This window comes from Amycolatopsis sp. NPDC051102 (assembly GCF_040682815.1).
In the GTDB taxonomy this organism is placed as follows: Bacteria; Actinomycetota; Actinomycetes; order Mycobacteriales; family Pseudonocardiaceae; genus Amycolatopsis.
The window spans coordinates 189681-212600 of sequence record NZ_JBFBBT010000005.1 but is presented as its reverse complement, the minus strand read 5'-3'; the positions used below and the strand labels follow the sequence as shown (position 1 = coordinate 212600).

The 22920-nt window shown below is 72.1% G+C and carries 19 protein-coding genes; 8 read left to right on the top strand and 11 right to left on the bottom strand.

The window, feature by feature from the left end; translation table 11 throughout:
• The first annotated feature begins 4 nt into the window (after positions 1-4).
• Genes AB0M93_RS18220 through pgl form a run of 4 tightly spaced genes read left to right on the top strand, consistent with a single transcriptional unit; the run spans position 5 to position 4942 of the window.
• Entirely contained in the window at positions 5-1642 is a 1638-nt protein-coding gene (locus AB0M93_RS18220) for a glucose-6-phosphate isomerase (protein ID WP_364274832.1), read from the top strand.
• Positions 1639-3162: a glucose-6-phosphate dehydrogenase gene (gene zwf / locus AB0M93_RS18215; protein ID WP_364274830.1), complete on the top strand. Its 1524-nt coding sequence runs from the start codon at positions 1639-1641 to the stop codon at positions 3160-3162. Before AB0M93_RS18220 ends, zwf begins: the two co-directional genes overlap by 4 nt.
• The gene (gene opcA / locus AB0M93_RS18210; RefSeq protein ID WP_364274828.1) at positions 3159-4166 is read left to right on the top strand and encodes a glucose-6-phosphate dehydrogenase assembly protein OpcA; all 1008 of its coding nucleotides are present in this window, start codon (positions 3159-3161) and stop codon (positions 4164-4166) included. The genes zwf and opcA overlap by 4 nt, the downstream gene beginning before the upstream one ends.
• The gene (pgl, locus tag AB0M93_RS18205; RefSeq protein WP_364274826.1) at positions 4163-4942 is read left to right on the top strand and encodes a 6-phosphogluconolactonase; all 780 of its coding nucleotides are present in this window, start codon (positions 4163-4165) and stop codon (positions 4940-4942) included. The genes opcA and pgl overlap by 4 nt, the downstream gene beginning before the upstream one ends.
• A gap of 86 nt (positions 4943-5028) precedes the next feature.
• On the opposite strand, the gene AB0M93_RS18200 is transcribed toward pgl, so the two are convergent.
• Positions 5029-5592, bottom strand: a complete 564-nt coding sequence (locus AB0M93_RS18200) for a TetR family transcriptional regulator (protein ID WP_364274824.1) — start codon at positions 5590-5592, stop codon at positions 5029-5031.
• 124 nt (positions 5593-5716) lie between these two features.
• On the opposite strand from AB0M93_RS18200, the gene AB0M93_RS18195 reads away from it, so the two are divergent.
• Positions 5717-6811 (top strand): NAD(P)/FAD-dependent oxidoreductase, encoded by a 1095-nt coding sequence (locus AB0M93_RS18195; protein WP_364274822.1) that lies wholly within the window; start codon positions 5717-5719, stop codon positions 6809-6811.
• Positions 6812-7101: 290 nt separating this feature from the next.
• A complete protein-coding gene (locus AB0M93_RS18190) occupies positions 7102-8301 on the top strand; it encodes a histidine kinase (RefSeq protein ID WP_364274820.1) in 1200 nt (399 codons plus the stop codon).
• A 264-nt stretch (positions 8302-8565) separates the two neighbouring features.
• Here AB0M93_RS18190 and AB0M93_RS18185 read toward each other — a convergent pair whose 3' ends face one another.
• The 6 genes from AB0M93_RS18185 to AB0M93_RS18160 form a co-directional block, all read right to left on the bottom strand.
• Complete coding sequence (locus tag AB0M93_RS18185; protein WP_033262808.1) at positions 8566-8910, bottom strand: RNA polymerase-binding protein RbpA; 345 nt, start codon at positions 8908-8910, stop codon at positions 8566-8568.
• Between the two features lie 108 nt (positions 8911-9018).
• Complete coding sequence (gene secG / locus AB0M93_RS18180) at positions 9019-9249, bottom strand: preprotein translocase subunit SecG (protein WP_086845181.1); 231 nt, start codon at positions 9247-9249, stop codon at positions 9019-9021.
• Positions 9250-9376: 127 nt separating this feature from the next.
• The gene (tpiA, locus tag AB0M93_RS18175) at positions 9377-10162 is read right to left on the bottom strand and encodes a triose-phosphate isomerase (RefSeq protein ID WP_364274818.1); all 786 of its coding nucleotides are present in this window, start codon (positions 10160-10162) and stop codon (positions 9377-9379) included.
• Complete coding sequence (locus AB0M93_RS18170; protein WP_364274817.1) at positions 10162-11391, bottom strand: phosphoglycerate kinase; 1230 nt, start codon at positions 11389-11391, stop codon at positions 10162-10164. Before AB0M93_RS18170 ends, tpiA begins: the two co-directional genes overlap by 1 nt.
• A gap of 5 nt (positions 11392-11396) precedes the next feature.
• Positions 11397-12401, bottom strand: a complete 1005-nt coding sequence (gene gap / locus AB0M93_RS18165) for a type I glyceraldehyde-3-phosphate dehydrogenase (protein ID WP_364274815.1) — start codon at positions 12399-12401, stop codon at positions 11397-11399.
• 437 nt (positions 12402-12838) lie between these two features.
• Positions 12839-14020, bottom strand: coding sequence for a winged helix DNA-binding domain-containing protein (locus AB0M93_RS18160; protein WP_364274814.1), 1182 nt, complete (start codon positions 14018-14020; stop codon positions 12839-12841).
• Positions 14021-14091: 71 nt separating this feature from the next.
• Between AB0M93_RS18160 and AB0M93_RS18155 the strand changes: the two genes are divergently transcribed.
• Positions 14092-14736, top strand: coding sequence for a LysE family translocator (locus AB0M93_RS18155; protein ID WP_364274813.1), 645 nt, complete (start codon positions 14092-14094; stop codon positions 14734-14736).
• Positions 14737-14803: 67 nt separating this feature from the next.
• On the opposite strand, the gene AB0M93_RS18150 is transcribed toward AB0M93_RS18155, so the two are convergent.
• The 4 genes from AB0M93_RS18150 to AB0M93_RS18135 are packed head-to-tail and all read right to left on the bottom strand — an operon-like array spanning position 14804 to position 22364.
• A complete protein-coding gene (locus tag AB0M93_RS18150; protein WP_364274811.1) occupies positions 14804-15589 on the bottom strand; it encodes a TIGR03620 family F420-dependent LLM class oxidoreductase in 786 nt (261 codons plus the stop codon).
• A 37-nt stretch (positions 15590-15626) separates the two neighbouring features.
• On the bottom strand, positions 15627-20102 hold the full coding sequence (locus tag AB0M93_RS18145) for a hypothetical protein (protein WP_364274810.1): 4476 nt from the start codon (positions 20100-20102) through the stop codon (positions 15627-15629).
• A 10-nt stretch (positions 20103-20112) separates the two neighbouring features.
• Positions 20113-20913 carry a hypothetical protein gene (locus AB0M93_RS18140; RefSeq protein WP_003077197.1) on the bottom strand — a complete coding sequence of 267 codons (801 nt, stop codon included), beginning with the start codon at positions 20911-20913 and terminating at the stop codon, positions 20113-20115.
• Positions 20913-22364 (bottom strand): hypothetical protein, encoded by a 1452-nt coding sequence (locus tag AB0M93_RS18135; protein WP_364275165.1) that lies wholly within the window; start codon positions 22362-22364, stop codon positions 20913-20915. The genes AB0M93_RS18140 and AB0M93_RS18135 overlap by 1 nt, the downstream gene beginning before the upstream one ends.
• 86 nt (positions 22365-22450) lie before the next feature.
• Between AB0M93_RS18135 and AB0M93_RS18130 the strand changes: the two genes are divergently transcribed.
• Entirely contained in the window at positions 22451-22888 is a 438-nt protein-coding gene (locus tag AB0M93_RS18130; protein WP_364274809.1) for a PPOX class F420-dependent oxidoreductase, read from the top strand.
• Positions 22889-22920: the final 32 nt, after the last annotated feature.

Sequence of the window (22920 nt, the reverse complement as noted above, 5' to 3'; positions counted from 1 at the left end):
CGACATGACGACAGGCGAAAAGACCGGCGTCGAGATCGTGGACGCCGCACTGGCGGAGCGTGCCACGCCGCTGGCCGGGCAGCTGGTCGCGGACCAGGCCGCGTCGAAGCTGGCGGCCGGGGACGCGACGCTCTGGGGGCCGGACGCCGAATCCGAGGCGTCGATCCGGCTGTCGTGGACGACGCTGCACAAGTCGTCGCGGCCGCTGATCGGCGAGATCGAAGCGCTGCGGACCGAGCTGCGGTCCGAAGGCGTCGACCGGGTGGTGCTGGCCGGCATGGGCGGCTCGTCGCTGGCGCCGGAGGTGATCACCGCGACCGACGGCGTCGCGCTGACCGTCCTCGACACCACCGACCCCGGCCAGGTGGCCGACGCGCTGGCCGGCGACCTCGAGCGCACGGTGATCGTGGTGTCCTCGAAGTCCGGCGGCACCGTCGAGACCGACAGCCACCGGCGGATCTTCGCGAAGGCGTTCGCCGACGCGGGGATCGACGCAGGCCGGCGGATCGTGGTCGTCACCGACCCGGGCTCGCCGTTCCAGGAACTGTCCGAAAAGGAGGGATACCGCAAGGTCTTCCTCGCCGACCCGCACGTCGGCGGCCGCTACTCGGCGCTGACCGCGTTCGGGCTCGTCCCGGCCGGGCTGGCCGGCGCGGACGTCGCCCGGCTGCTCGACCAGGCCGCTTCGGTGGCCGAGGAGCTCGCCGCGGACGACGCGGCCAACCCGGCGGTCAAGCTGGCCGCCGCGTGGGCCGCCGCGCACGAGACGGGCGCGGAGAAGGTCGTGCTGGCCGACACCGGCTCCGGCATCAAGGGGTTCCCGGACTGGGCCGAGCAGCTGATCGCCGAGTCCACCGGCAAGCAGGGCACCGGCCTGCTGCCGGTCGCGGTCGAGGGCCCGGAGGCGGCCGGTTTCGCCGACGCCAAGTCCGACGCCACGCCCACCGCGGTCGGCAGCCCGCAGGGTGCGGCGAAGGTCGCCGTCACCGGCTCGCTGGGCGCGCAGTTCCTGCTCTGGGAGTTCGCCACGGCGCTGGTCGGGCGGCTGCTCGGGATCAACCCGTTCGACCAGCCCGACGTCGAAGCCGCGAAGAAGGCGGCCCGCGCGCTGCTGGACGACCCGGAGAAGCTGAAGGGCGGCGAGGAGCCGTCCAATGTGGATGGTCCGGTCGAGATCTTCGGCAGTGACGGGGTTTCCACGGACGGCAGCCTCACCGACGTGCTCAGCGCGTTCTTCGCCTCGGCGCCGGACGCGGGCTACATCGCGGTGCAGGCCTACCTCGACCGGCTCGACGACGCCTCGACGGCGGTGCTGCGCGGCGAGATCGCCAAGCGCACCGGGAAGCAGACGACGTTCGGCTGGGGCCCGCGGTTCCTGCACTCCACCGGCCAGTACCACAAGGGCGGGCACCAGAACGGCGTCTTCCTGCAGCTCACCGGCGCGGTCGAGCAGGACCTCGACGTGCCGGACCGGCCGTACACCCTCGGCCAGCTGCAGCACGCGCAGGCCCTCGGCGACGGGCAGGTGCTCGCCGAGCACGGCCGCCCGGTGCTGCGCCTGCACCTGACCGACCGGGCCGCGGGCCTCGCGGCCGTCGTCCGCGCGGTACAGGAGGTCGCTGTACAGGAGGGGCAAGCATGACGTGGAGCAACCCGCTGCGCGACCCGCGGGACAAGCGGCTCCCGCGGATCGCCGGGCCGTCCAGCCTGGTGATCTTCGGCGTCACCGGTGACCTGGCCCGCAAGAAGCTGATGCCCGCCATCTACGACCTGGCCAACCGCGGGCTGCTGCCCGCGGGCTTCTCGCTCGTCGGGTTCGCCCGCCGCGACTGGGAGCACCAGGACTTCGGCGAGCTCGTGCACGACTCGGTCAAGGAGCACGCGCGGACGCCGTTCAAGGAGTCGGTGTGGAACCGGCTCGCCGAAGGCATCCGGTTCGTCCAGGGCACCTTCGACGACGACGATGCCTTCGACCGGCTCGCGCAAACGGTCCGCGACCTCGACGCCGAACGCGGCACCGGCGGCAACACCGCGTTCTACCTGTCGATCCCGCCCGGCGCGTTCCCGGTGGTGACCAAGCAGCTGGCCCGCTCCGGGCTGGCGAACGCCGACGAGAACACCTGGCGGCGGGTCGTCATCGAGAAGCCCTTCGGGCACGACCTGAAGAGCGCCGAAGAGCTCAACGCGATCGTCAACGACGTCTTCCCCGAGGAGTCGGTGTTCCGCATCGACCACTACCTCGGCAAGGAGACGGTGCAGAACATCCTGGCGCTGCGCTTCGCGAACCAGCTGTTCGAGCCGATCTGGAACGCCAACTACGTCGACCACGTGCAGATCACCATGGCCGAGGACATCGGCCTCGGCGGCCGCGCGGGGTACTACGACGGCATCGGCGCTGCCCGGGACGTCATCCAGAACCACCTGCTGCAGCTGCTCGCCTTCACCGCGATGGAGGAGCCGCTGTCGTTCGAGCCGCGGGCCCTGCGCGCGGAGAAGATCAAGGTGCTCTCGGGCACCAAGCCGCTCGGGCCGCTGGGCAAGACCACCGCGCGCGGCCAGTACGCGGGCGGCTGGCAGGGCGGCACGAAGGTGCCCGGCCTGCTGCAGGAAGAGGGTTTCGCGAAGGACTCGAAGACCGAGACCTACGCCGCGGTGACCCTCGAGGTGCAGAGCCGCCGCTGGGCCGGGGTGCCGTTCTACCTGCGCACCGGCAAGCGGCTCGGCCGCCGCGTCACCGAGATCGCCGTCGTGTTCAAGCGGGCGCCGCATCTGCCGTTCGATTCGACGTCGACCGAGGAGCTGGGGCAGAACGCCCTGGTCATCCGGGTCCAGCCGGACGAGGGCATCACGCTGCGGTTCGGCTCGAAGGTGCCGGGGACCACGATGGAGGTCCGCGACGTCACGATGGACTTCGGGTACGGCCACGCGTTCACCGAGTCCTCCCCGGAGGCCTACGAGCGGCTGATCCTGGACGTCCTGCTCGGCGAGCCGTCGCTGTTCCCGGTGAACGAAGAGGTCGAGCTCTCCTGGAAGATCCTCGACCCGATCCTCGAGCACTGGGCGAAGGAAGGCGCGCCCGAGCAGTACGCGCCGGGCACGTGGGGTCCGCCGTCCGCCGACGAAATGCTGGAGCGCACCGGCCGGAAATGGAGGCGCCCGTGATCATCGACCTGCCGTCCACCACGACTTCGGCACTCAACAAGAAGCTGGTGGAGATCCGCGAACAGGGCGGGCAGGTCGCGCTGGGGCGCGTCCTGACGCTCGTGATCGTGGCCGACGACGACAGCCACCTCGAAGCGGCGATCGAAGCGGCCAACGGCGCGAGCCGCGAGCACCCCTCGCGGGTGATCGTGGTCGCCAAGGGAGCGCGCACCGCGTCGCCGCGCATCGACGGCCAGATCCGGGTCGGCGGCGACGCCGGCGCGAGCGAGGTCATCGTGCTGCGCCTGTACGGCCAGCTGGCCTCGCAGGGCCAGAGCGCGGTGGTGCCGCTGCTGCTGCCGGACGCACCGATCGTGTGCTGGTGGCCGGGTGCCGGCCCGAAGGACCCGGACAAGGACCCGCTCGGCGAGCTGGCCCAGCGCCGGATCACCGACTCGGCGGCGGAGAAGAACCCGGTCAAGGCCCTGACCACGCGGGCGAAGGCGTACACCGAAGGCGACACCGACCTGGCCTGGACGCGCCTGACGCACTGGCGCGCCCAGCTCGTGTCGGCGCTGGACCTGCCGCCGTACGAGAAGATCACGGCGGCGACGGTGACCGGCGAGGCCGACTCGCCCTCGACCGAGCTGCTGGCGGCCTGGCTGGCCGAGTACCTGAAGGTGCCGGTCAAGCGGGTCAAGAGCTCGGGCGCGGCCGGCATCATCTCGGTGACGCTCGAGCGCAAGTCGGGCCCGGTGGAGCTGCACCGCCCGGACGGCCGCGTGGGCACGCTGACCCAGCCGGGCCAGCCGACCCGCCGGATCGCCCTGCAGCGGCGCAGCACGCAGGACTGCCTGATCGAGGAGCTCCGCCGGCTCGACCCGGACGAGGTCTACGAAGCGGCCCTGCAGGGCCTGGGCAAGATCACCTCGGGCACGAACGGCAAGACGGGCGCGCCCGCCAAGGCGGACGTGACGTCACCGGCGGCGGCCGCCGGTTCGGCTGCGTCGGGTGCCGCGAAATGAGCAAGACCGAGGTCGTGGTCTACGCGAACCAGGACCTCCTGGCCGCCGCGGCGGCCGCCCGCCTGGTGACGCGCCTGGTGGACGTCCAGGCGGCCAAGGGATCGGCGTCGCTGGTCCTGACCGGCGGCGGGACGGGGATCGCGGTCCTGTCGGAGCTGCGGGCCTCCTCGGCCCGTGACGCGATCGACTGGTCCCGGCTGGACATCTATTGGGGCGACGAGCGGTTCGTCCCGGCGGATTCGGACGAGCGGAACGAGAAGCAGGCGCGCGAGGCGCTCCTGGACCACGTCCCGCTGGACCCGAAGCGGGTCCACGCGATGGCGCCCTCGGACGGCGAGTTCGGCTCCGACGTGGACGCGGCGGCCGCGGCTTACGCCGAGGTGCTGGCGTCGAACGCGGGCCCGGAGGACCACGGCGACGTGCCGTCGTTCGACATCATGCTGCTGGGCCTCGGCGGGGAGGGGCACACCGCGTCGGTGTTCCCGGAGTCTCCTGCGGTGTACGAGACCGAGCGTTCGGTGGTGGCGGTGCGCAACTGCCCGAAGCCGCCGCCGACGCGGATTTCGCTGACCCTGCCGGCGATTCGCCGGGCGCGGGACGTGTGGCTGATGACGGCCGGCGAGGCCAAGGCGGACGCGGTGGCGTTGGCGCTGGCGGGGGCCGGCGAAGTCCAGCTGCCGGTGGCCGGGGCGCGGGGACATCGTCGGACGTTGTGGCTGCTGGACCGGGCCGCGGCTGGGAAGCTGACGAAGGTGTACCAGCCGCCCACGGCTTGAGTGCGGTTCTGGGTGAAGGCCCTCTGCTTCGGCAGGGGGCCTTCATTCGTTTGCGCCTGCTCGCAGGCTCACGCCGCGCTGTGCTCTCACTCCGTCCGCCAGCCGCGCTCCAAGCGGGCGAAGATCTCCTCCGCCGCTCGTCTCCGGTCCGGATGAGCCAGGATCAGCTCCCGGGACGCCAGCGCGAACCGCGCCAGGGACGCGCAGGCGATGTCCCCTTCCGGAGCGCCCGTCTCCTCGGCGATCGCCCTGGCCAGCGCCGTCTCGTGGCGCATCCACATGCTGCGGGCGTAGTCGCGCAGGGTCGGGGTGCTCTCGATCAGGCGGATGAACTCGTCGCTCGGGCCGCCGTCCGCGCTGTCGCGCAGCATGTGCTCGCGCAGGGCGTCCGGGATCGTGTGGGCCGGCGGGCGGCCGCGGACCGCCTGGACCAGGGCCGCCTCGATGTCGTCGTCCTGGTCGAACACCAACGCTTCCTTGCTGGGGAAGTGCTTGAACAACGTCGTCACCGAGACGTCGGCGGCGTCCGCGATCTCCTTCACCCCGACCTGGTCGTAGCCGCGCTCCAGGAACAGGGCCAGCGCCGCGTCGGCCAGCGCCTGGCGGGTCTGGGCCTTCTTGCGCTCGCGGCGCCCGATCACTTCGGTCATGCCCTCAGCCTACGTGATGGTTGACTCACTTCGAAAGTTTAGTCGTTGCACTTTTGTAGTCACTATGGTTTTCTCGTGTCAGGCCACCGGACGAGCCGGCGGCCCCGAACCTCCAGGGGGAACCATGAACTCCATCGCGATCGTCGGCGCCGGCCTCGGCGGGCTCGCCTGTGCGCGCGTCCTGCAGCTGCACGGCGTCGACGTCACCGTCTTCGAGCAGGAGGCGTCGGCCGGCGCCCGGCCCCAGGGCGGCACCCTCGACATGCACGGCGACACCGGCCAGGTCGCCCTCCGCACCGCGAAGCTGTACGACGAATTCCGCGAACTCGCCCGGCCGGAGGGCCAGCAGATGCGCGCCCTCGATCCCCGCACCGGCGAGGTCGTCATCGACGAAACCCCCGAGGGCGACTTCCGGCCCGAGATCGACCGCGGCCAGCTCCGCGAGATCCTGCTCGGCTCCCTCTCCCCCGGCACAGTCCGCTGGGGCAGCCCGGTCGCCGACGTCAGCAGGACCGGCGACGGCGCACGCCTGACGTTCGCCGACGGCGCCGCCCACGACTTCGACCTGGTCGTCGGCGCGGACGGCGCGTGGTCCCGCGTCCGGCGCACGCTCACCGGCGTCCGGCCCGTGTACAGCGGCGTCACGTTCGTCGAGTTCGGCCTCGACGACGCGGACCGCCGTCACCCGGCGCTGGCCGCACGGACCGGCCGGGGCACGATGATGACGAAGGCCGGCGGGCAGGCCATCGTCGCGCAGCGCACCAGCAGCGGCCACATCCGCTGCTACGCGACGTTCTACGCCCCGGAGGACTGGGCCGCCGGCCTCGACTTCGCCGACGCGGCCGCGGTGCGCGCACACCTGCTGGAGCGCTACGCCGGCTGGCACCCCGACGTCCTCGCGTACGTGCGCGAGCACGACGGCGGGTTCGCCCACCGGCCGCTGCACGTCCTGCCGGTCCCGCACGCCTGGACGACCACGCCGGGGCTCACGCTGCTCGGCGACGCCGCACACCTGATGCCGCCGCTCGGGGTCGGCGCGAACCTCGCCATGCTGGACGGCACCGAGCTGGCGACCGCGCTGGCCACGGCGTCGAGCGTCGAGGAGGCGGTCCGGGTCTACGAGACGGACATGCTGCCCCGGTCGATCGAGACCGCGAAAGCCTGCGCGTCGGGGCTGCACGACCTGCTGAGCGACGACCTGGGGTCGATGGCGGCTTGAGAGCTATCGCCGGGCGACCACTCGTGGGTAACATGATTCCCACGATGTGGTCGTCTTGGCGCACACTCGGAAATCGAACTCCCACTCTGGGTAGCACCACTCGTCGGCTATCCCCCGGACGGCCTAGTCAATTGCGGAATTCGGACGCCGAGACGTCGACTGCGGGTGAAACTTACCGTCCTCGTACGTGACTTCGTTAGCATCCGCACATTTGTCTGCCGCTGCGCGTCCCGATCGGGCCCTGAGCGCCTCTCACCAACAAGTCCACAAGACGAATGGGGTCGCCAGCGATGAGTACAGAGGGACTCTCGATTCCAGGCATCTCGATCGCGAGCTCGGGGCCGTCGGCCGCCGAGCGGGTGCGGAGGCGAGGGCTGAGCGTGTTCGGCTCGGTGCCGCGCCCTGCTGTCGTCACGTTCGCCATCGAGGCGGCCGCGGTCATCCTGGCCGTGCTCGACGTCTGGCTGGTGATCCCCGAGAAGGCCCAGCCCTACTCGATCTGGCTGTCCGGCGCCGCCTGTCTCGCGGTGGTGTTCCGGCGCAAGTTCCCGTTCCTCGCGGTGCTCGTCGCGGTCCCCGGCTTCCTGGCCGGGTGGGCGCAGCTCGCGTCGATGATCACCCTCGGCATGCTCGCCACCCGCCGTCAGCTGCACTGGCAGGTCTGGGTGGGCGCCGCGCTGGTGTGGATGTGCCGGTTCGTGCAGTGGCCGCTGGAGGACTTCGCCCAGCTCAGCTGGCGCGAGCACATTCTCGACGGCATCTACGGCGTGCTGGTCGCCGGCATGCCGATCGCGATCGGCCTGCTCATCGGGGCGCGGACCGAGCTCGCGAACAAGCTGGCGGAGCTGGCCACGAGCCGCGACCGCGAGCGCCGCTTCCACGCCGACGCCGTCCGTGCGGAGGAACGCGCCCGGCTGGCCCGCGAGATGCACGACGTCGTCTCCCACCAGATCACGCTGATCGCGATGCAGGCGGGCGCGCTGCAGGCCCAGACGACCGACGACCGCGCGCAGGAGACCGCCCAGGTCATCCGCACGCTGTCGAAGCGGACGCTGGAGGAGCTGCGGTCCCTGGTCAGCGTGCTGAGAGCGGGCTCGGACGACGACGGCCCGCGGCCGGGCATCAACGAGCTCGACCGGTTGATCCGCACCTCGGACGTCCCGGTGCACCTGACGGTGGAGCACCTCCCGGAAGCGCTGCCCAACCAGGTGTCGGCGGCGGCCTACCGGACGGTCCAGGAGTGCCTGACGAACGTCCACAAACACGCCCCGGGCGCCACGGCGACGATCCGCATCCAGGGCGAGCACGGCGCACTCAAGATCGAGGTCCGCAACGAGCGGGCGAACCGCCCGACCGAGGGCCTGCCCTCGGGCGGCCACGGCTTGACGGGTCTGGCCGAGCGAGCCCGCCTGCTGGGTGGAAGTTTCGAGACGTCGGGCATGGAGGACGGCGGTTTCCGCGTCCGGGCCCGGTACCCGCTGGATCGCTGACCCGGGCCGCCGGCCCCCGGATTCCAGCCTAGTGCCAGGGGCCGACAGTTCCGGCGGTGCGGAATTCGCGAACGGTGGTTCGAGGGCCATTTCGGTCCGGAAACCGCCGTTCGCGGCTGTCTTCGATCCCGAATTGTCGGTGGCCGCCGGTAAAGTGGAAATCGGGGGCTGCTCAGCACCGGAACGCCGTGGCGCCGGCCGAGCGCGCGAAAAGCCACCTCGAGGGGGTCCGCATCCCTCGGGGTGGCTTTCTGCCGAAACCGGTTAGATGATTTCCCGGCGCTTGCGCAGGCGGTCGAGCGCCTCCGCCAGGATGGCCTCGCCGTCGGCGTCGCTGCGCCGCTCCTTCACGTAGGCCAGGTGCGTCTTGTACGGCTCGGTCCGCGGCGCGGCCGGCGGGTTCTTCTCGTCCTGACCGCCCGGGAGCCCGCAGCGGGGGCAGTCCCACTCGTCGGGGATCTCCGCGTCGAGCGCGAACGACGGGCGAGCCTCGTGCCCGTTGGCACACCAGTAGGAAATACGGCGCCGCGGCGCCGACTCACCCCGTTCCGATTCGCCCGTAGGACCGGCACCCACCCGGGTGCCCCGAATCGCGTTACCGCCAACCATGAATCCTCACACCTAGGAATCGGCGGCGCGCCCCCCAATAGGCACGCCGAATCGCTGCACTCCGCCGTCTCGACCCGGTCGCGGCCCGCCGACGGAACGCCGGACGCCTCACACCTTGAGCAGCAGACCCAGGCCCACGATGCTGATCAGCCAGACCGCGCCCAGCAGCAGGGTGATCCGGTCGAGGTTCTTCTCGGCCACGCTCGACCCGGCCAGGCTCGACTGCATCCCGCCGCCGAACAGCGACGACAGGCCACCGCCCCGGCCCCGGTGCAGCAGCACCGCGACCACCAGGAAGACGCTGGTGACGATCAACAGGATTTGCAGGAACAGCTTCATGTCATCCTCTGGGCTCTAGGAGAATGCAGGGGCACGGCATGGTCGTTTCCGACCACCACCGTACCCCTGGACTCGTCCACTGCTGTGTGACGGACCGAATACACAGGCTACCCGGTCGTGGCCTCGATCAGGGCAGCGGCCCGCCCGCAGCGAGTGCGCAGAGTTTCGTGAACTCCTCGCCGTCGAGGCTCGCTCCGCCGACCAGGGCACCGTCGATGTTGTCGCAGGCCACCAGCTCGCTGATGTTGCCCGACTTCACCGATCCCCCGTAGAGCACCCGGACGGACGAAGCGACCTCGTCGCCGTACTTCTCCTGGAGGGTCGCGCGGATGGCCTTGCAGACCTCTTCGGCGTCCGCCGACGACGCGACCTTGCCGGTGCCGATCGCCCAGACCGGCTCGTACGCGACGACCACGCCCGAGACCTGCTCGGCCTTGAGGCCCTTCAGGCCCTCGATCAGCTGCGTCGTGGTGTGGTGGATGTGCTCGCCGGCCTCGCGGACCTCGAGCTTCTCCCCGATGCAGAGGATCGGCGTGATGCCGTGCTTGAGCGCGGCCTTGACCTTCTTGTTGACCAGCTCGTCGGTCTCGGCGTGGTACTCACGCCGCTCCGAGTGCCCGACCGCGACGAACTTGCAGCCCAGCTTGGCCAGCATCAGGCCGGAGATGTCCCCCGTGTAGGCCCCGGAGTCCTGCGGCGCGATGTCCTGGGCACCGTAGGTGAGCGACAGCTTGTCGCCGTCGACCAGGGTCTGCACGCTGCGGATGTCGGTGAACGGCGGCAGCACCGCCACGTCGACCTTCGCGTAGTACTTCTCCGGCAGCGCGAAGGCGATCTTCTGGACGAGCGCGATCGCCTCGAGGTGGTTCTGGTTCATCTTCCAGTTGCCGGCGATGAACGGCTTGCGTGCCACTAGTTCTTCTCCTCCCCGCCCCGAAGGGAAAGCGCCGTCACGCCCGGCAGTTCCTTGCCCTCGAGGTACTCCAGCGAAGCCCCGCCACCGGTGGAGATGTGCGAGAAGCCGTCCTCGGGCAGGCCCAGCTGCCGCACCGCGGCCGCCGAGTCGCCGCCGCCGACCACGGTGAACGCGTCGCTCTTCACGAGCGCCTCGGCCACGGCACGCGTGCCGCCCGAGAACGCCTCGAACTCGAACACGCCCATCGGGCCGTTCCAGAACACGGTCTTGGCGTCGGCCAGCTTGCCCGCGAACAGCTCGCGCGTCTTCGGGCCGATGTCCAGGCCTTCGCGGTCGGCCGGGATGGCCGTGGCCTCGACGACCTCGTGCTCGGCGTCGGCCGCGAAGCCCGTGGCGGCCAGGACGTCCACCGGCAGGACCAGCTCGACGCCGCGCTTCTCGGCCTCGGCGAGGAAGCCCTTCACCTGGTCGAGCTGGTCGGCCTGCAGCAGCGAGTTGCCGACCTCGTGGCCCTGGGCCTTGAGGAAGGTGTACGCCATGCCGCCGCCGATGAGCAGCCGGTCGACCTTGGTCAGCAGGTTCGCGATGACGCCGAGCTTGTCGGACACCTTCGCGCCGCCGAGCACGACCACGTAGGGCCGCTGCACGTCGTCGGTGAGCTTCTTCAGCACGTCCAGCTCGGCCAGCACCAGGCCGCCCGCGTACGCCGGGAGCACCGACGCGACCTCGTAGACCGAGGCCTGCTTGCGGTGCACCACGCCGAAACCGTCGGAGACGAACGCGCCACCCGGGACGAGCGCGCCCAGCTCGGCGGCCAGCTCGGAGCGGTCCACGGCGTCCTTGCTGGTCTCGCGCGCGTCGAAGCGCACGTTCTCCAGCAGGACGACACCGCCGTCGGCCAGGTCGCCGGTAAGCGCCTTGGCGGACTCGCCGACCAGGTCACCGGCCAGCGCGACCTCGGCGCCGAGCAGCTCCGAAAGCCGCTTCGCGGCGGGCGCGAGGGTGTACTTCGCGTCCGGCTCGCCCTTCGGACGGCCGAGGTGCGCGGTGACGACGACCTTCGCGCCCGCGTCGGCGAGCTTCTTGATCGTCGGCAGCGCGGCGCGGACCCGGCCGTCGTCGGTGATGCGGTCCCCGTCGAGCGGGACGTTCAGGTCGCTCCGAACGAGCACGTAGCGGCCCTGAACGCCCTCGCCCAGCAGGTCGTCGAGGTTCTTGACGCTCATCGGGGTCAGGACAGCTTCGAACCGACGAGGGTGACCAGGTCGGCGAGGCGGTTGGAGTAGCCCCACTCGTTGTCGTACCAGCCGACGACCTTGACCTGGTTGCCGATGACCTTGGTCAGCGGCGCGTCGTAGATGCAGGACGCCGGGTCGGTGACGATGTCGGCCGAGACGATCGGGTCGTCCGAGTAGCGCAGGATGCCCGCGAGCGGGCCCTCGGCGGCGGCCTTGTAGGCGGCGTTGATCTCCTCGACCGTGGCGGCCTTGGAGAGCGTCACGGTGAGGTCGGTGGCCGAGCCGGTCGGGATCGGGACGCGCAGCGCGTAGCCGTCCAGCTTGCCCTGCAGCTCCGGCAGGACGAGGCCGATGGCCTTGGCGGCACCGGTCGAGGTCGGGACGACGTTCAGAGCGGCGGCGCGGGCGCGGCGCAGGTCCTTGTGCGGGGCGTCCTGCAGGTTCTGGTCCTGCGTGTAGGCGTGGACCGTGGTCATCAGGCCCTGCTCGATGCCGAAGGCGTCGTGGAGGACCTTGGCCAGCGGGCCGAGGCAGTTGGTGGTGCACGAGGCGTTCGAGATGATGACCTGCGAGCCGTCGTACTTGTCGTCGTTGACGCCGAGCACCACGGTCAGGTCCTCGCCCTTGGCGGGCGCGGAGATGATGACCTTCTTGGCACCGCCGGCGATGTGCGCCTTGGCCGCGTCGGCGTTGGTGAAGAAGCCGGTCGACTCGAGGACGACGTCCACGCCCAGGTCGCCCCAGGGCAGGTTGGCCGGGTCGCGCTCGGCGAGGGCCTTGATGGTCTTGCCGTCGACGACGATGCCCTCGTCGCTGACGCTGACCTCACCCGGGAACCGGCCCAGGATGGAGTCGTACTTCAGCAGGTGGGCCATGGTGGCGACGTCGCCGAGGTCGTTGAAGGCGACGACCTCGATGTCCTGGCCGCTGGCCTGCACGGCGCGGAAGAAGTTGCGGCCGATGCGGCCGAAGCCGTTGACACCTACGCGAACGGTCACTGCTGCCACTCCTCTGAGGATCGGCCGGGACCCCCGGCCGTGACTTGCGGGCTCGCGGTCACCCTAGCGTGCGGGCATACGCGTCCCTGACTGCCCTGACGAGACTTCCACCACTTGGCGAACGGGTCAAGAATCGATTAAGAAGCGACGCCGCTCCGGAGCGTTTCCGCCGGGTGGACCACGGCGGACCGCAGCGGGTGGGCGGTCCGGGCGGCGGGACCGGTTCCGGCTGATCACGCGGGGTGTGGTCGCGGCGACGACGAAGGGCCGTCCGGGCGACTCGAACGATTCAGGAGACCGCGCGCCCCGGGAGGCTTCGAAGGCGCCTCGGAGGCGGGTTCGGCCGCGGACGTGAGGTCGATGACTCGACCGATCCAGCGACACCTCCGGGCGGGCAGCCGTCGCTGCGCCGGGCGGCCGCCCGGCCGTCGTCCCGCTCATCCGGCCAGCTCGCGTTCCAGCGGGGTGCGGAACCGCGGCGTCGCGCGGACCTCGCCGAACCAGGCCGCGCACCGCGCCGACTCCGCTTCGATCGCCGCCTTCGTCTCCGCTCCCACCGGCTCCAGCAGGCGGTAGGCGATCTCCCCCGACGGCCGTTGTGCCCAGCCGCCGACGACCTTCCCCGACGCCCAGATCGTCGGGCCGACGTTGCCGCTCCGGTCGAACAGGGCCGCCCGGTGCGGGCCGAGGAACCAGTCGCGGTCCTGCCAGCCCATCGGGGTCGGGTCCAGTGCCGGGAGGAACGCCACCCACGGCGGCGGTTCGGGCACCGGATCGAGGTCGTCCGCCAGCGCCACCCCGGCCGCCTCCGCCAGCTCGACCGGGACCGCGCCGAGCGCCGCCAGAGCTTTCTTCGTCTGCCCCGCCGTCCAGCCCGTCCACCACCGCAGGTCCGTGACCGGGGCCGGGCCGTACGCCCGCAGCCAGCGCCGGGCCAGCTCCACCCGGGCCGCCTCCGGCTCCCACTCCTGCAGCCCGCCCGGGACCCACTCGTCCAGGGGCTGCCAGACGTACTGCGTGCTGGTCCAGCCGCCGCGGGGGCGGCCTCGCGCGATGCGGCCGCCCGCGGCCAGCAGGAACAGCACGCGGCTCGTGACGTTGCCGATCGCCTCGTACGGCTTGCCCGCCGCCATCAGCAGCTGCTGGCGCAGGCGCGGCTCGTCCTCGCTCAGCTGCTGCGCCGTCGCCGAACCGCGGGCCCGCAGCGCCGCCTCGACCGACGCTTCGACGTCGGCCAGCCACTTCCCCGGCTCCGGCACGTTCTCCGGGTAGCCCTGCCGCCCGAGGTGCTGCTCCAGCAGTTTCCGCTGCTTGACCAGGATGTCCGCCGCGCAGCCGGCCTGCACCAGGGCCGCCGTCTCCAGGTCCGTCACGAACACCGTGCGGCGCATGCCCAGCAGGCGCAGCAGCGACCGCTCGTCGTAAAGCGCGCGCTCGACGTCGGCGACCGCCGGACCGGCGAGCCGCGCCGACGCCGACAGGTGGACCGTCGCCGGGTCGGTGGCGTGCAGCGCGACGACCCCGGCGACGGCGTCGGTCACCGAGGCCGCGGGCGCGGCCAGGTGGTGCCGGACGGCGAGGCGGGCCCGGCGCTGGTCGGTGCTGATCCTCGGAGGCACCCGCTTTTCCTACCACCCGGCACCGACAAAACCGCTCGTCATCGCGGGCGAGCAGGCGATAGCCTCGCGAGATGGTCTCCGGTGCGCACCTCGCGGCCTTCGCCGCGCTGACGTTCCTCATGGTCGTCGTCCCCGGGCCGAGCGTGCTGTTCACGATCAGCCGCGCGCTCACCGTCGGGCGGCGCGACGCCCTGCTGACGGTCGTCGGCAATTCCACGGGCGTGTACACGCAGGTCGTCGCGGTGGCGTTCGGGCTCGGCGCGCTCGTGACGACGTCCGCGGCGGTGTTCACGACGATCAAGGTCGCCGGCGCGATCTACCTGGTGTACCTGGGGATCCAGGCCGTGCGCCACCGCCGGAAGCTGACCGAGGCGATGACCGCGCGGGTGCGCGCGACGCCGGGGCGGGTGCTGACGGTGCTGCGCGACGGCTTCGTCGTCGGCTTCGCGAACCCGAAGTCGATCGTGTTCCTGGCGGCACTGCTGCCGCAGTTCGTCGACCCCGCGGCCGGGTCCGTGCCCGCCCAGATGCTGGTCCTCGGCCTGTGCCTGCCCGCCATCGCGCTGGCCACCGACAGCGCGTGGGCCCTGGTCGCCGGCACCGCCCGCGCGTGGTTCGCCCGCTCGCCGAAGCGGCTGGAAATGGTGGGCGGCACCGGTGGCCTGGTGATGATCGGCCTGGGCACCACCTTGGCCTTCACCGGCCGGGGCGACTGAGCACCGGATCGGCGACGGCGGCCGGCGCGGCTTGCAGGCCGGCCGCCGTCGAGCACTCCGGAAGGAGCTAGTTCAGCGCCTTCACCAGCTCCGGCCACCACTCCCGCGGGAGCCCGCCGAGCGGGACGACCACCTGGTCGGCTCCCGCGGCCCGGTACTCCCGCAGCCGCGTGACGACGGTGTCGAAGTCACCCCACACGGTGAGGCCGTCGACCAGCCGGTCGGACCGGTCCGCGATGTCGGCGTCGGTGAAGCCCATCCGCCGGAAGTTGGCCGCGTAGCCCGGCATCCCGGCCAGGAACCCCAGCGAGCCGCCCCGGACGATCTCGCGCACCTTGGCCCGGTCGGTCTCCGCGACCACGCTCAGCAGGACCGCGAGCTGCCGGTCCGCGCCGAGGATTTCGCGCGCCGAAGCGACGTAGTCCGTCGTCACCAGGTACGGGTAGGCGCCGGCCGCGCGGTCGCGCGCCAGTTCCAGCATCCGCGGGCCGAGCGCGGAGAGGATCCGGGCGGACGACGGCACGACGTCCTCGATCTCGTCGAGGTAGTCGCCGAGCGTGGCCAGCGGACGCGCGCCGTGTGCCCCGCCCAGGCCGACCACGAACCGGCCGGCCGGCAGCTCCGCGTACGCCGAAGCCACCGAAGCCGGCGGCACCCGGTCCACCGACAGGATCCCGCTCGCCACCTGGATCCGCGAGGTACCGCGGACGACCTCGGCGATCTGCGGCAGGTTGTTGCCCTGGCCACCGGCCAGCCAGAGCGTGGCGTAGCCCAGCTCTTCGAGCTCGGCCGCCAAGGCCGTGTCGGTGTCCAATGCGGTGTGGGTGGCCCCCAGCGGCCCCAGTTTCGTCATGCGCCCGGCAACCACGGAACCCGGGAGAATGTTCCCGTCAGGCCGGCTGTTCGTCCTGGGCGGAATCGGCGGAATCGGTTTCCTCGGCCGCCCGCGTGAACATGCGGGTCGCCGACAGCCGCGCGACGCCGTCGGGCTCGCCCAGGTCCTCCAGCGAGTTCCGGATCGTCGAGTCCACCGACAGGTACTTCCGGCCCGCCCGCAGGTCGGCGTCGTTGCGCAGCCGCACGATGAGCGGGAACTCCGACAGCGCGCCCGCGTCGAACAGGCCCGTCGTGTAGATCAGCTGCACGCCCAGCGCTTCGGCCACCGCCCGCTGCAGTTCCAGCAGGTACCCGGCCGACGCGCGGCCGATCGGGTTGTCCAGGAACAGCACGCCCGAGTGCCGGTTGCGGGCCTTGCCGCGGTTGTTGGCGCGCAACGCGGCCAGCGTGCAGTACAGGATGATCGCCGCGGTCAGCTGCTGGCCGCCGGAGAAGACGTCCCGGATCTCCGAGACGCGCTGGCGTTCGGTGCGCAGCACCGAGTCCGGCTTGAGCATGTCGACGCGGAACCCCTTGGGCGCCGCGGCCCGGACTCCGCGCAGCACCAGGGAAAGCCCGTCGCGCTTGACGTCCCGGCCGTCCGCGGTCTTGCCGACGGCGGCCTCGTCGACGACCTCGCCGAGCTTCTCGGTGAGCGCGTTGTCCTCCAGCTCGGTGAAGCGGATCCGGAGGAATTCCTGCCCGGACCAGTCGCCGAGGCCGTCCGGCAGCCGGGAGACGCGCTGGGCCGACCGCAACGTCCGGAGTGCGCCGTCGACCATGCCCTGCAGGCGGGTGATGATGCCGCCGCGGTGCCGGTCGATCTGGGCGAGGTCGTCGGTCAGGGACCGCAGCCGCGGCCGCAGCGCCTCCGCCCACTCGGCGGCGTGTGCGGGCAGCTGGTCGCGCTTGACGGAGATGACCTGCTGCCGCACCGGCGTGCTCAGCTTCTCGAACCGCTTCTCCGTCGCGTATTGCGCGAGCTGGTCCGCGGCCGCGCGCACCCGGCGGTCGCCGGCGTCGGCGGCTTCCTGGGCCTCGTTGAAGGTCGTGTTCAGCCGCGCGTGCTGGGCGCGCGCGGTCTCGACGTCGCCGTCGTAGGCGGCCGCGGTGTCCTTCTCGGTGCCGGTCACCAGGTGCGCCATCGACTCCGCGAGCAGCGAGAAGCCGGACGCCGAGCTGCGCGCCGACTCCAGCGTCGCCTCGGCCGCCGCCCGGCGTTCCTGCAGCTCTTCCCACTTCCGCGCGGCCGCGGACGCTTCCAGCCCGGCCGCGTCGATCAGCTCCAGGCCGTGCTCGATGTCCCGCGGCTTTTCGCCGTTGACGCCGTTCTGCAGCGGCAGCGCGTCCAGCTCGGCGCGCCGCGTCGAGACGAGCCCGATCGCTTCGGTGCGCTCGTCCTCCAGGCCGTCGACGACCCGGCGGGCGCGGGCCAACGCGGCCGCGCGGGCCGACGCGTCGGAGCCGTCGGGCGTCTCCAGGAGTTCGGCGGCCCGCGCGCGAACCGCCTCGTCCAGGGACTCCACGGCCGAACCCGCGGCGGCTTCGGCGGACTCGGCCTGTTCCAGCTCGCTCCGCAGGTCGCTGCCGACCTCGACCTTCGCGTAGGCGTCGGACGCCGACGCGTACGTCCGGCGCAGCGCGTCGACCGGTTCGGACGGCGCCGGGCCTTCGGCCGCGTCGGCCGCGCCGGGCACCTCGGCGAGCTCGGCACGGGCGGTGGTCGCCGTCCGGCGGTGACCGTCGGCGGTGCGCTGCTCCTCCCCCGCCTGCTCGCGCAGCCGCGCGGCCTTGCCCGCCGCGTCGGACGCCTGGAGGTCCGCCCGCTCGGCGATCTCGGTGGCACGCTCGGCTTCTTCGGTCCACTCTGCGATCCGCGCGCTGCGGACGCCCAGCTCGCCGAGCCGCCGGGCCTTCTCCTCGGCCTCGGCGGCGGCCGCCCGCAGCTCCGGAACGCGCTCGCGCAGGACGACGGCCTTCTCGCTCAACCGCGCGAATTCCGCGTCGGCCTGCTCCAGCGCGGTGCGCGCGGTCTCCCGCGCGGTCCGCGCCGCCTGGGCCTGCTCCGCCAGCGTCGCGATGGCGCCGGGCGGGTAGTCCTCGCGCCACGTCGTGAGCTTCCACGTCAAGGCGCCGTCCGCGGACAGCTTGGCGGACAACGCTTCGAGGCGCCGCTGCCGCTCGGTGTGCCGCCGCGCGACGGCTTCCCGCTCGGCGTCGGCGGCTTCCTCGTCGTACATCGCCGGGTTCGGTGGCACGAGGAACTCGACGCCGGGCGCGGACGGCGTCTCGGCCTGCAGCGCCCCGGTCGTCCCGACGGCGATGATCGCGCTCGGCAGCAGCCGCCGCCGCGTCAGCACGTCGCGGGCGCGATCGGCGTGCGCGGCGTCGTTGAGCAGGACCCCGGACACGAGCTGCGGCAGGCTCTCCAGCACCTCGGCGCGCCGGGTCGAGTCCAGTTTGGACAGATAGCGCCAGCCGGACCACGCGGTGATCCCGGCTTCTTCGAGCGCGTCCAGGGCCGCCTGGACGTCCTCCGGCGGCGGCAGCAGCCCGCCGGAACCCAGCGCGGCCAGGGCGCGCTCGTCGGCGGACTCCTCCATCCGCAGCGCGGTCTGCTCCTTCTCCACGGCCGCGCTCGCCTCGCGCAGCCGTTCCAGGAGCACCGGAAGGTCGCTTTCGAGGGTGACGTCGTCCGCGCCGAGCAGCTCGACCAGGCGGCTTTCGGCGGCGAGGGCGTCGGTCCGGCGGTGGGCGCGGCCGAGGTCTTCGGTGGCGCGTTCCAGGCGGTCCTGGGTGGTGCCCGCGAGCTGGTGCGCTTCGTTCACGGCCCGTTGCGCCGCTTGGAGATCCGTCGCGACGCGGTCCAGTTCCTGTTCGCGCCGGGTCAGTTCCGCAGCAGCCTGCTCGGCCGCGGCACGAGCGGCGCGCGAAGCCTCGGCGACGTCGGCGCCCGAAGGCAGCAACCCGGCGCGGACGGCGGCCTGGACCTCTTCGCGCAGTTCGGTGATCCGCCCGGTGAGGCCCCGCGCTTCGGCACGGCGGGCGGCCGCGAGGTTCGCGGCTTCGTCGCGTTCTGTCTGCGCCTTCTCGGCTTCGGCACGCAACGCGCCCGCGTGCGCTTCGGCCTTGTCGGCCTGCCGCTGCGCGTCCTGGGCGAGCGCGTGCAACCCGCGTGCCAGCGCCGAAGCGGCGTCGTTGCGGGCCTTCAGCGCCGGACGCGCCTTTTCCTCCCGGCTGCCGACGAGCTCACGCAGGTCCTTCGCCTTGCGCGCCGCGTTCAGGGAGTTGAGGACGGTCGCCGTCTCCCGCCACGCTTCCGCCTCGGTCTTGGCCGCGGCGAGCTCGGCGTCGACCCGCTTGCGGGCCTCCTGGGCCTCGTCCAGGCGCAGCACGGCGACCAGGCGGCGCAGCTCCGTGACGGCCGCGGCGAGCCGCCGGTGGTCGCCCTCGGCGAGCTTCTCCGCGGACTTGACCTCGGTGACGTGGTCTTCCAGGCCGGACAGCCGCGCGTTCTCGAGTTCGTTGCGCGCGACCACCCGGCCGGCCAGCTCGGCCATCGCAGCCTTCGCGGCGGCGGCGATCTTCCGGGACTCGGCGGCGACGCCCTCTTCCGCGGCCAGCGGCCCCAGCAGGTCCAGCGCACCGGCGACGAAGTCGCGCTCCGACAGCAGATCGCCGCGCTGCGCGAGGTTGTGCGCGTAGGTCGCGACGACCTCGGCGAGGTCTTTCGGTTCCTCTTCGGAGATGACCGCGCGCAGCAGGAATTCGACGAACGCTTCGTCGGTGCCGAAGGCGAACGCGTCCGCCGCCTCGCCTTCGCCCGCGTTCATCGCGCGCTGGTAGCGGAACAGCTCGGTGTCGAGGCCGAGGCTGTCCAGGCGGCCGGTCCACTCGTGGTGGCGGCGGGTCCAGGACAGTTCGAGCTCGGGTTCGGCCAGCTGGGCCGCGGTGAGCTTGTCGTGGAAGCCGGACATCGTCAGCAGCCGGCCGTCCTGCGTCATCGGCAGGGAGTCGAGCCCCAGCGCGGCGGTCGGGCGGAAGCAGTACCAGGAGTCGGCGAGGTTCTCGGAGTCGGCGGACACGACGTGCCCGCGCCATTCCGAGACCTTGCCGGTGATGATCCGGTGCCCGCTCTCGACGTGCAGCCACTCCAGCACGACGTGCGAGACGTCCTTGGCGGCGACGAACTTCTCGAGGACCTTCGTGCTGGTGGTGCCGACGACCTGGCGGCGGCCGGGCAGCATGACCGAGAAGATCAGCTTGATGAGCACGGACTTCCCGCCGCCGTTCTCGAGGAACAGCACGCTCGCCGGCGACGGGCGGCGCAGCTCGGCCGGGCCGGTCGCGTGGATGCCCGCGCTGAACAGCGCGTCCTGCTTCGGCGCGGTGATCTTGGCGCCGACGCCGCTGAAGTCGAGCACGACGTCCTGGTAGCGGGCACCCGCCGGGCCCACCGAGTGCAGGCGGACCCGCGAAAGCTCGTACATCGATTCCCCTCTACAGCGTGTCGGACGCCGCTGCGCGCAGCGTGCCCCCGGCGTTCGCGACGGCCACGACGTCGAGCGCGAGCAAGTCGTCGAAGGCGGCGTCGGCGGCGAGCTCGCGGACCTGGATCTGGTAGCGCGGTGTGGTCCGGTAGGTGCCGCCCTGCTCGTCGCTCACCGGGACCAGGAAGCCCTGGTCGGCGAGGAAGCGCAGGGCGCGGCTGACCATGCCGCGGGTGGTGTCGGCGGCCAGCCGGCCGTCCTTGGTGGCGGCCGCGGCGGGCCGGCGGGCGTACGCGCGCCACGCCTGTTCCAGCTCGGGCGCGTCGGCCAGGGGGTCGTTGTTGGCTTCGGCCGCCGCGGCGCGTTCGTCCAGCATCCGCGCGGCTTCGCGGACCATCGCGTCGACCTGCTCGACGCTGACGCGGCCGATGTAGGTGTCGTTGGCCAGGTCGTCCGGACGCGGGTAGCCGAGCGCCGCGGTGGCGAGGTGGATCAGGCCGTGCAGCACCTTTTCGGTCTCGCGGCGCTCGCGGATCTTGGCCTGGCGGGCGTAGGAGTCCATCTTGATCTCGAACACGGACTCGTCGGTGGCCGCGAGGACCGCGCCGGCCTGCTGGTTGACCTCGAGGACCATCAGCCCGAGACCGGCCGCGACGGCGTGGGTGAGGGCCTTGAACGCGTTGTCCTCGCCGTAGCGGCGGACGAGGTCGCCGTACACGACGTCACGCGCGGGCAGCTGCTTCGGCCGCATGCCGAAGGCGACCAGCCGGGCCGCGGCTTCGGCGTCCACGCTGCTGTGGGACAGCGCCATTACGCGACCTCCTCTTCTTCGTCGGCCCGCTCTACGGCGGCGGTGGACAGGAGCAGGTCGGCGCCGCCGAACTCCGGGTCGTCCAGGAGCGTGCCGTCGTCGACGGCCAGCAGAACGTGCCGGTCGCCCTGGCGGCGGGCCGCGCCGACCCCGGGACTGTAGGCGTGGACGGCCCGCAGCGCGACCAGGGCCGCGAGGCCGGGCTGGCGGCTGCGGCGGGCCTCTTCGAGCAGCCCGGAGAGCCGTCGCGGCACCTCCGGCAGGTCGAGCAGCTCGTCGGCGGCGCGCCAGACGTCGTCGCCGAACTTGTCGGTGACCTCGGCGGGCATGAGCTCGGGTTCCGGGATCTCCCCGACCAGCTGGTCCCGTTCCGGCGCGGGCCGCAGCAGGAGCGACACAAGGGACGACAGCGACGGCACGACCGGGGCGGAGATGCCCGCGACGGCGTGGAAGAAATGCTCGGCCGGGGCGACGGCGTCGGCCAGCGGCAGGCCGAGGGTGGGGACGAGGAGCTGGCCGAAGAGGTCGATCGTGGCGCGCTGGGGCGGGCCGGAGAACTGCTGGCGGTCCTGTTCGGCGCGGAACACCGCGCCCGCGTCGGCCAGCCGGGACTGCAGGCGGGTGTGGCGGCGGATGCAGTCGCCGACGATGTCGACGAGCTCGGCGGCGCGGCGCTTGCGGTCCAGGTCCTCGGTCTCGTCGCGGGCCGTGGTGATGTTCTTGAGGATGGCGTTCTCGGCGCGGAACCGGGCTTCGATGTGGCTCAGCGCGCTGTCCAGCAGCTCCGGGACCTCACGCTCCCAGTCGACCGAGCGGACGTCCCGGCGGGTCGCGTCGAGCTTGGCGCGCAGCGTCTCGCCGTACTGGACGGTCCGGTAGCGGGCCTGCTCGGCGGCCAGCTTGGCGTCGGCCAGGCGGCCGCGGTTGATGAGGTTCTCGAGCTTGACCTCGGCGGCGATCTGCGCGGACTCGACGTCGGTGTCGAGCGCGCCGACCAGGACGTTGATCGCCTCGTCGGTGGCGCGCAGGTACACCTCGCCGTCCGGGGCGGCGAGCTCGACCAGCAGCTTGAAGTCGAACTGGCGCCGCTGGTAGCCGCCCGGCCCGACCGAGCCGTAGACGCGCCGGAAGCCGCGGTCGGTGGTGCCGACGTTGATCAGGTTGTCCAGCACCCACTTGGCCACGCGGACGTGCTCCTCGGGCATCCGCGACGGCGCCTGCTGGGCGATGAACGGCAGCAGCCGGTCGATGACCTCGTCGTGGCCGGCGCCGGTGTCGAAGTCCATCGCGATGGTGACCTGGTCGATCGTGTGCAGCGCGATCTCGGCCATCTGGTAGACCGTGGCGTCGGCCCAGTCGAGCTTCGCCTTCCGCGCGTCCAGGTCGTGCAGCGGCGCGGTGCAGGCCAGCGCCTTGAGGCGGCGGGTCAGCCCCTCGTCGGCCAGTCCCATGGCGGCCCTGTCGTCGTCTCGCACAGCAGGCCAGGCTAGTCGGCCACCCTCTGCGCACGCTCGGGTGACGGGCTAACGTCCTCCTCATGCGTGAGATGAGCCGTGACGAGTGGTGGAAGTTCGCCTCCGAGGGCACCCGGACCGGCATGTTGGGCCTGGTCAGGAAGGACGGCTCCCCGATCGTCACCCCGATCTGGTTCCTGCTGGACGAGGGCCCGGACGGCGACGAGCTGATCTTCACCACCGGCACCGAGACGCTCAAGGGCAAGGCCATCGCCCGCGACGGCCGGATCTCGCTGGCCGTCGACGACCAGAAGCCGCCGTACTCGTACGTCCAGTTCACCGCCGAGGCGCGGCTGACCCACGACCTCGACGAGATGCTCGAGTGGGCGACGAAGCTGGGCGGCCGGTACATGGGGGCCGAGCAGGCCGAGGCGTACGGCAAGCGCAACGCCGTCCCCGAGGAGTCCCTCGTCCGGGCGAAGATCACCAAGGTGATCGCGCGGGCCGACATCGCCGGCTGACCCCGGTTCGCTGGTAATCTGGCCCCGGGGGT

Excerpts from the sequence above, each read along its gene's own strand:
- AB0M93_RS18220 (WP_364274832.1), top strand. The coding sequence starts at position 5 with ATGACGACAGGCGAAAAGACCGGCGTCGAGATCGTGGACGCCGCACTG.
- zwf (WP_364274830.1), top strand. The coding sequence starts at position 1,639 with ATGACGTGGAGCAACCCGCTGCGCGACCCGCGGGACAAGCGGCTCCCG.
- pgl (WP_364274826.1), top strand. The coding sequence starts at position 4,163 with ATGAGCAAGACCGAGGTCGTGGTCTACGCGAACCAGGACCTCCTGGCC.
- AB0M93_RS18200 (WP_364274824.1), bottom strand. The coding sequence starts at position 5,592 with ATGACCGAAGTGATCGGGCGCCGCGAGCGCAAGAAGGCCCAGACCCGC.
- AB0M93_RS18195 (WP_364274822.1), top strand. The coding sequence starts at position 5,717 with ATGAACTCCATCGCGATCGTCGGCGCCGGCCTCGGCGGGCTCGCCTGT.
- AB0M93_RS18190 (WP_364274820.1), top strand. The coding sequence starts at position 7,102 with ATGAGTACAGAGGGACTCTCGATTCCAGGCATCTCGATCGCGAGCTCG.
- AB0M93_RS18185 (WP_033262808.1), bottom strand. The coding sequence starts at position 8,910 with ATGGTTGGCGGTAACGCGATTCGGGGCACCCGGGTGGGTGCCGGTCCT.
- secG (WP_086845181.1), bottom strand. The coding sequence starts at position 9,249 with ATGAAGCTGTTCCTGCAAATCCTGTTGATCGTCACCAGCGTCTTCCTG.
- AB0M93_RS18170 (WP_364274817.1), bottom strand. The coding sequence starts at position 11,391 with ATGAGCGTCAAGAACCTCGACGACCTGCTGGGCGAGGGCGTTCAGGGC.
- AB0M93_RS18155 (WP_364274813.1), top strand. The coding sequence starts at position 14,092 with ATGGTCTCCGGTGCGCACCTCGCGGCCTTCGCCGCGCTGACGTTCCTC.
- AB0M93_RS18150 (WP_364274811.1), bottom strand. The coding sequence starts at position 15,589 with ATGACGAAACTGGGGCCGCTGGGGGCCACCCACACCGCATTGGACACC.
- AB0M93_RS18145 (WP_364274810.1), bottom strand. The coding sequence starts at position 20,102 with ATGTACGAGCTTTCGCGGGTCCGCCTGCACTCGGTGGGCCCGGCGGGT.
- AB0M93_RS18140 (WP_003077197.1), bottom strand. The coding sequence starts at position 20,913 with ATGGCGCTGTCCCACAGCAGCGTGGACGCCGAAGCCGCGGCCCGGCTG.
- AB0M93_RS18135 (WP_364275165.1), bottom strand. The coding sequence starts at position 22,364 with ATGGGACTGGCCGACGAGGGGCTGACCCGCCGCCTCAAGGCGCTGGCC.
- AB0M93_RS18130 (WP_364274809.1), top strand. The coding sequence starts at position 22,451 with ATGCGTGAGATGAGCCGTGACGAGTGGTGGAAGTTCGCCTCCGAGGGC.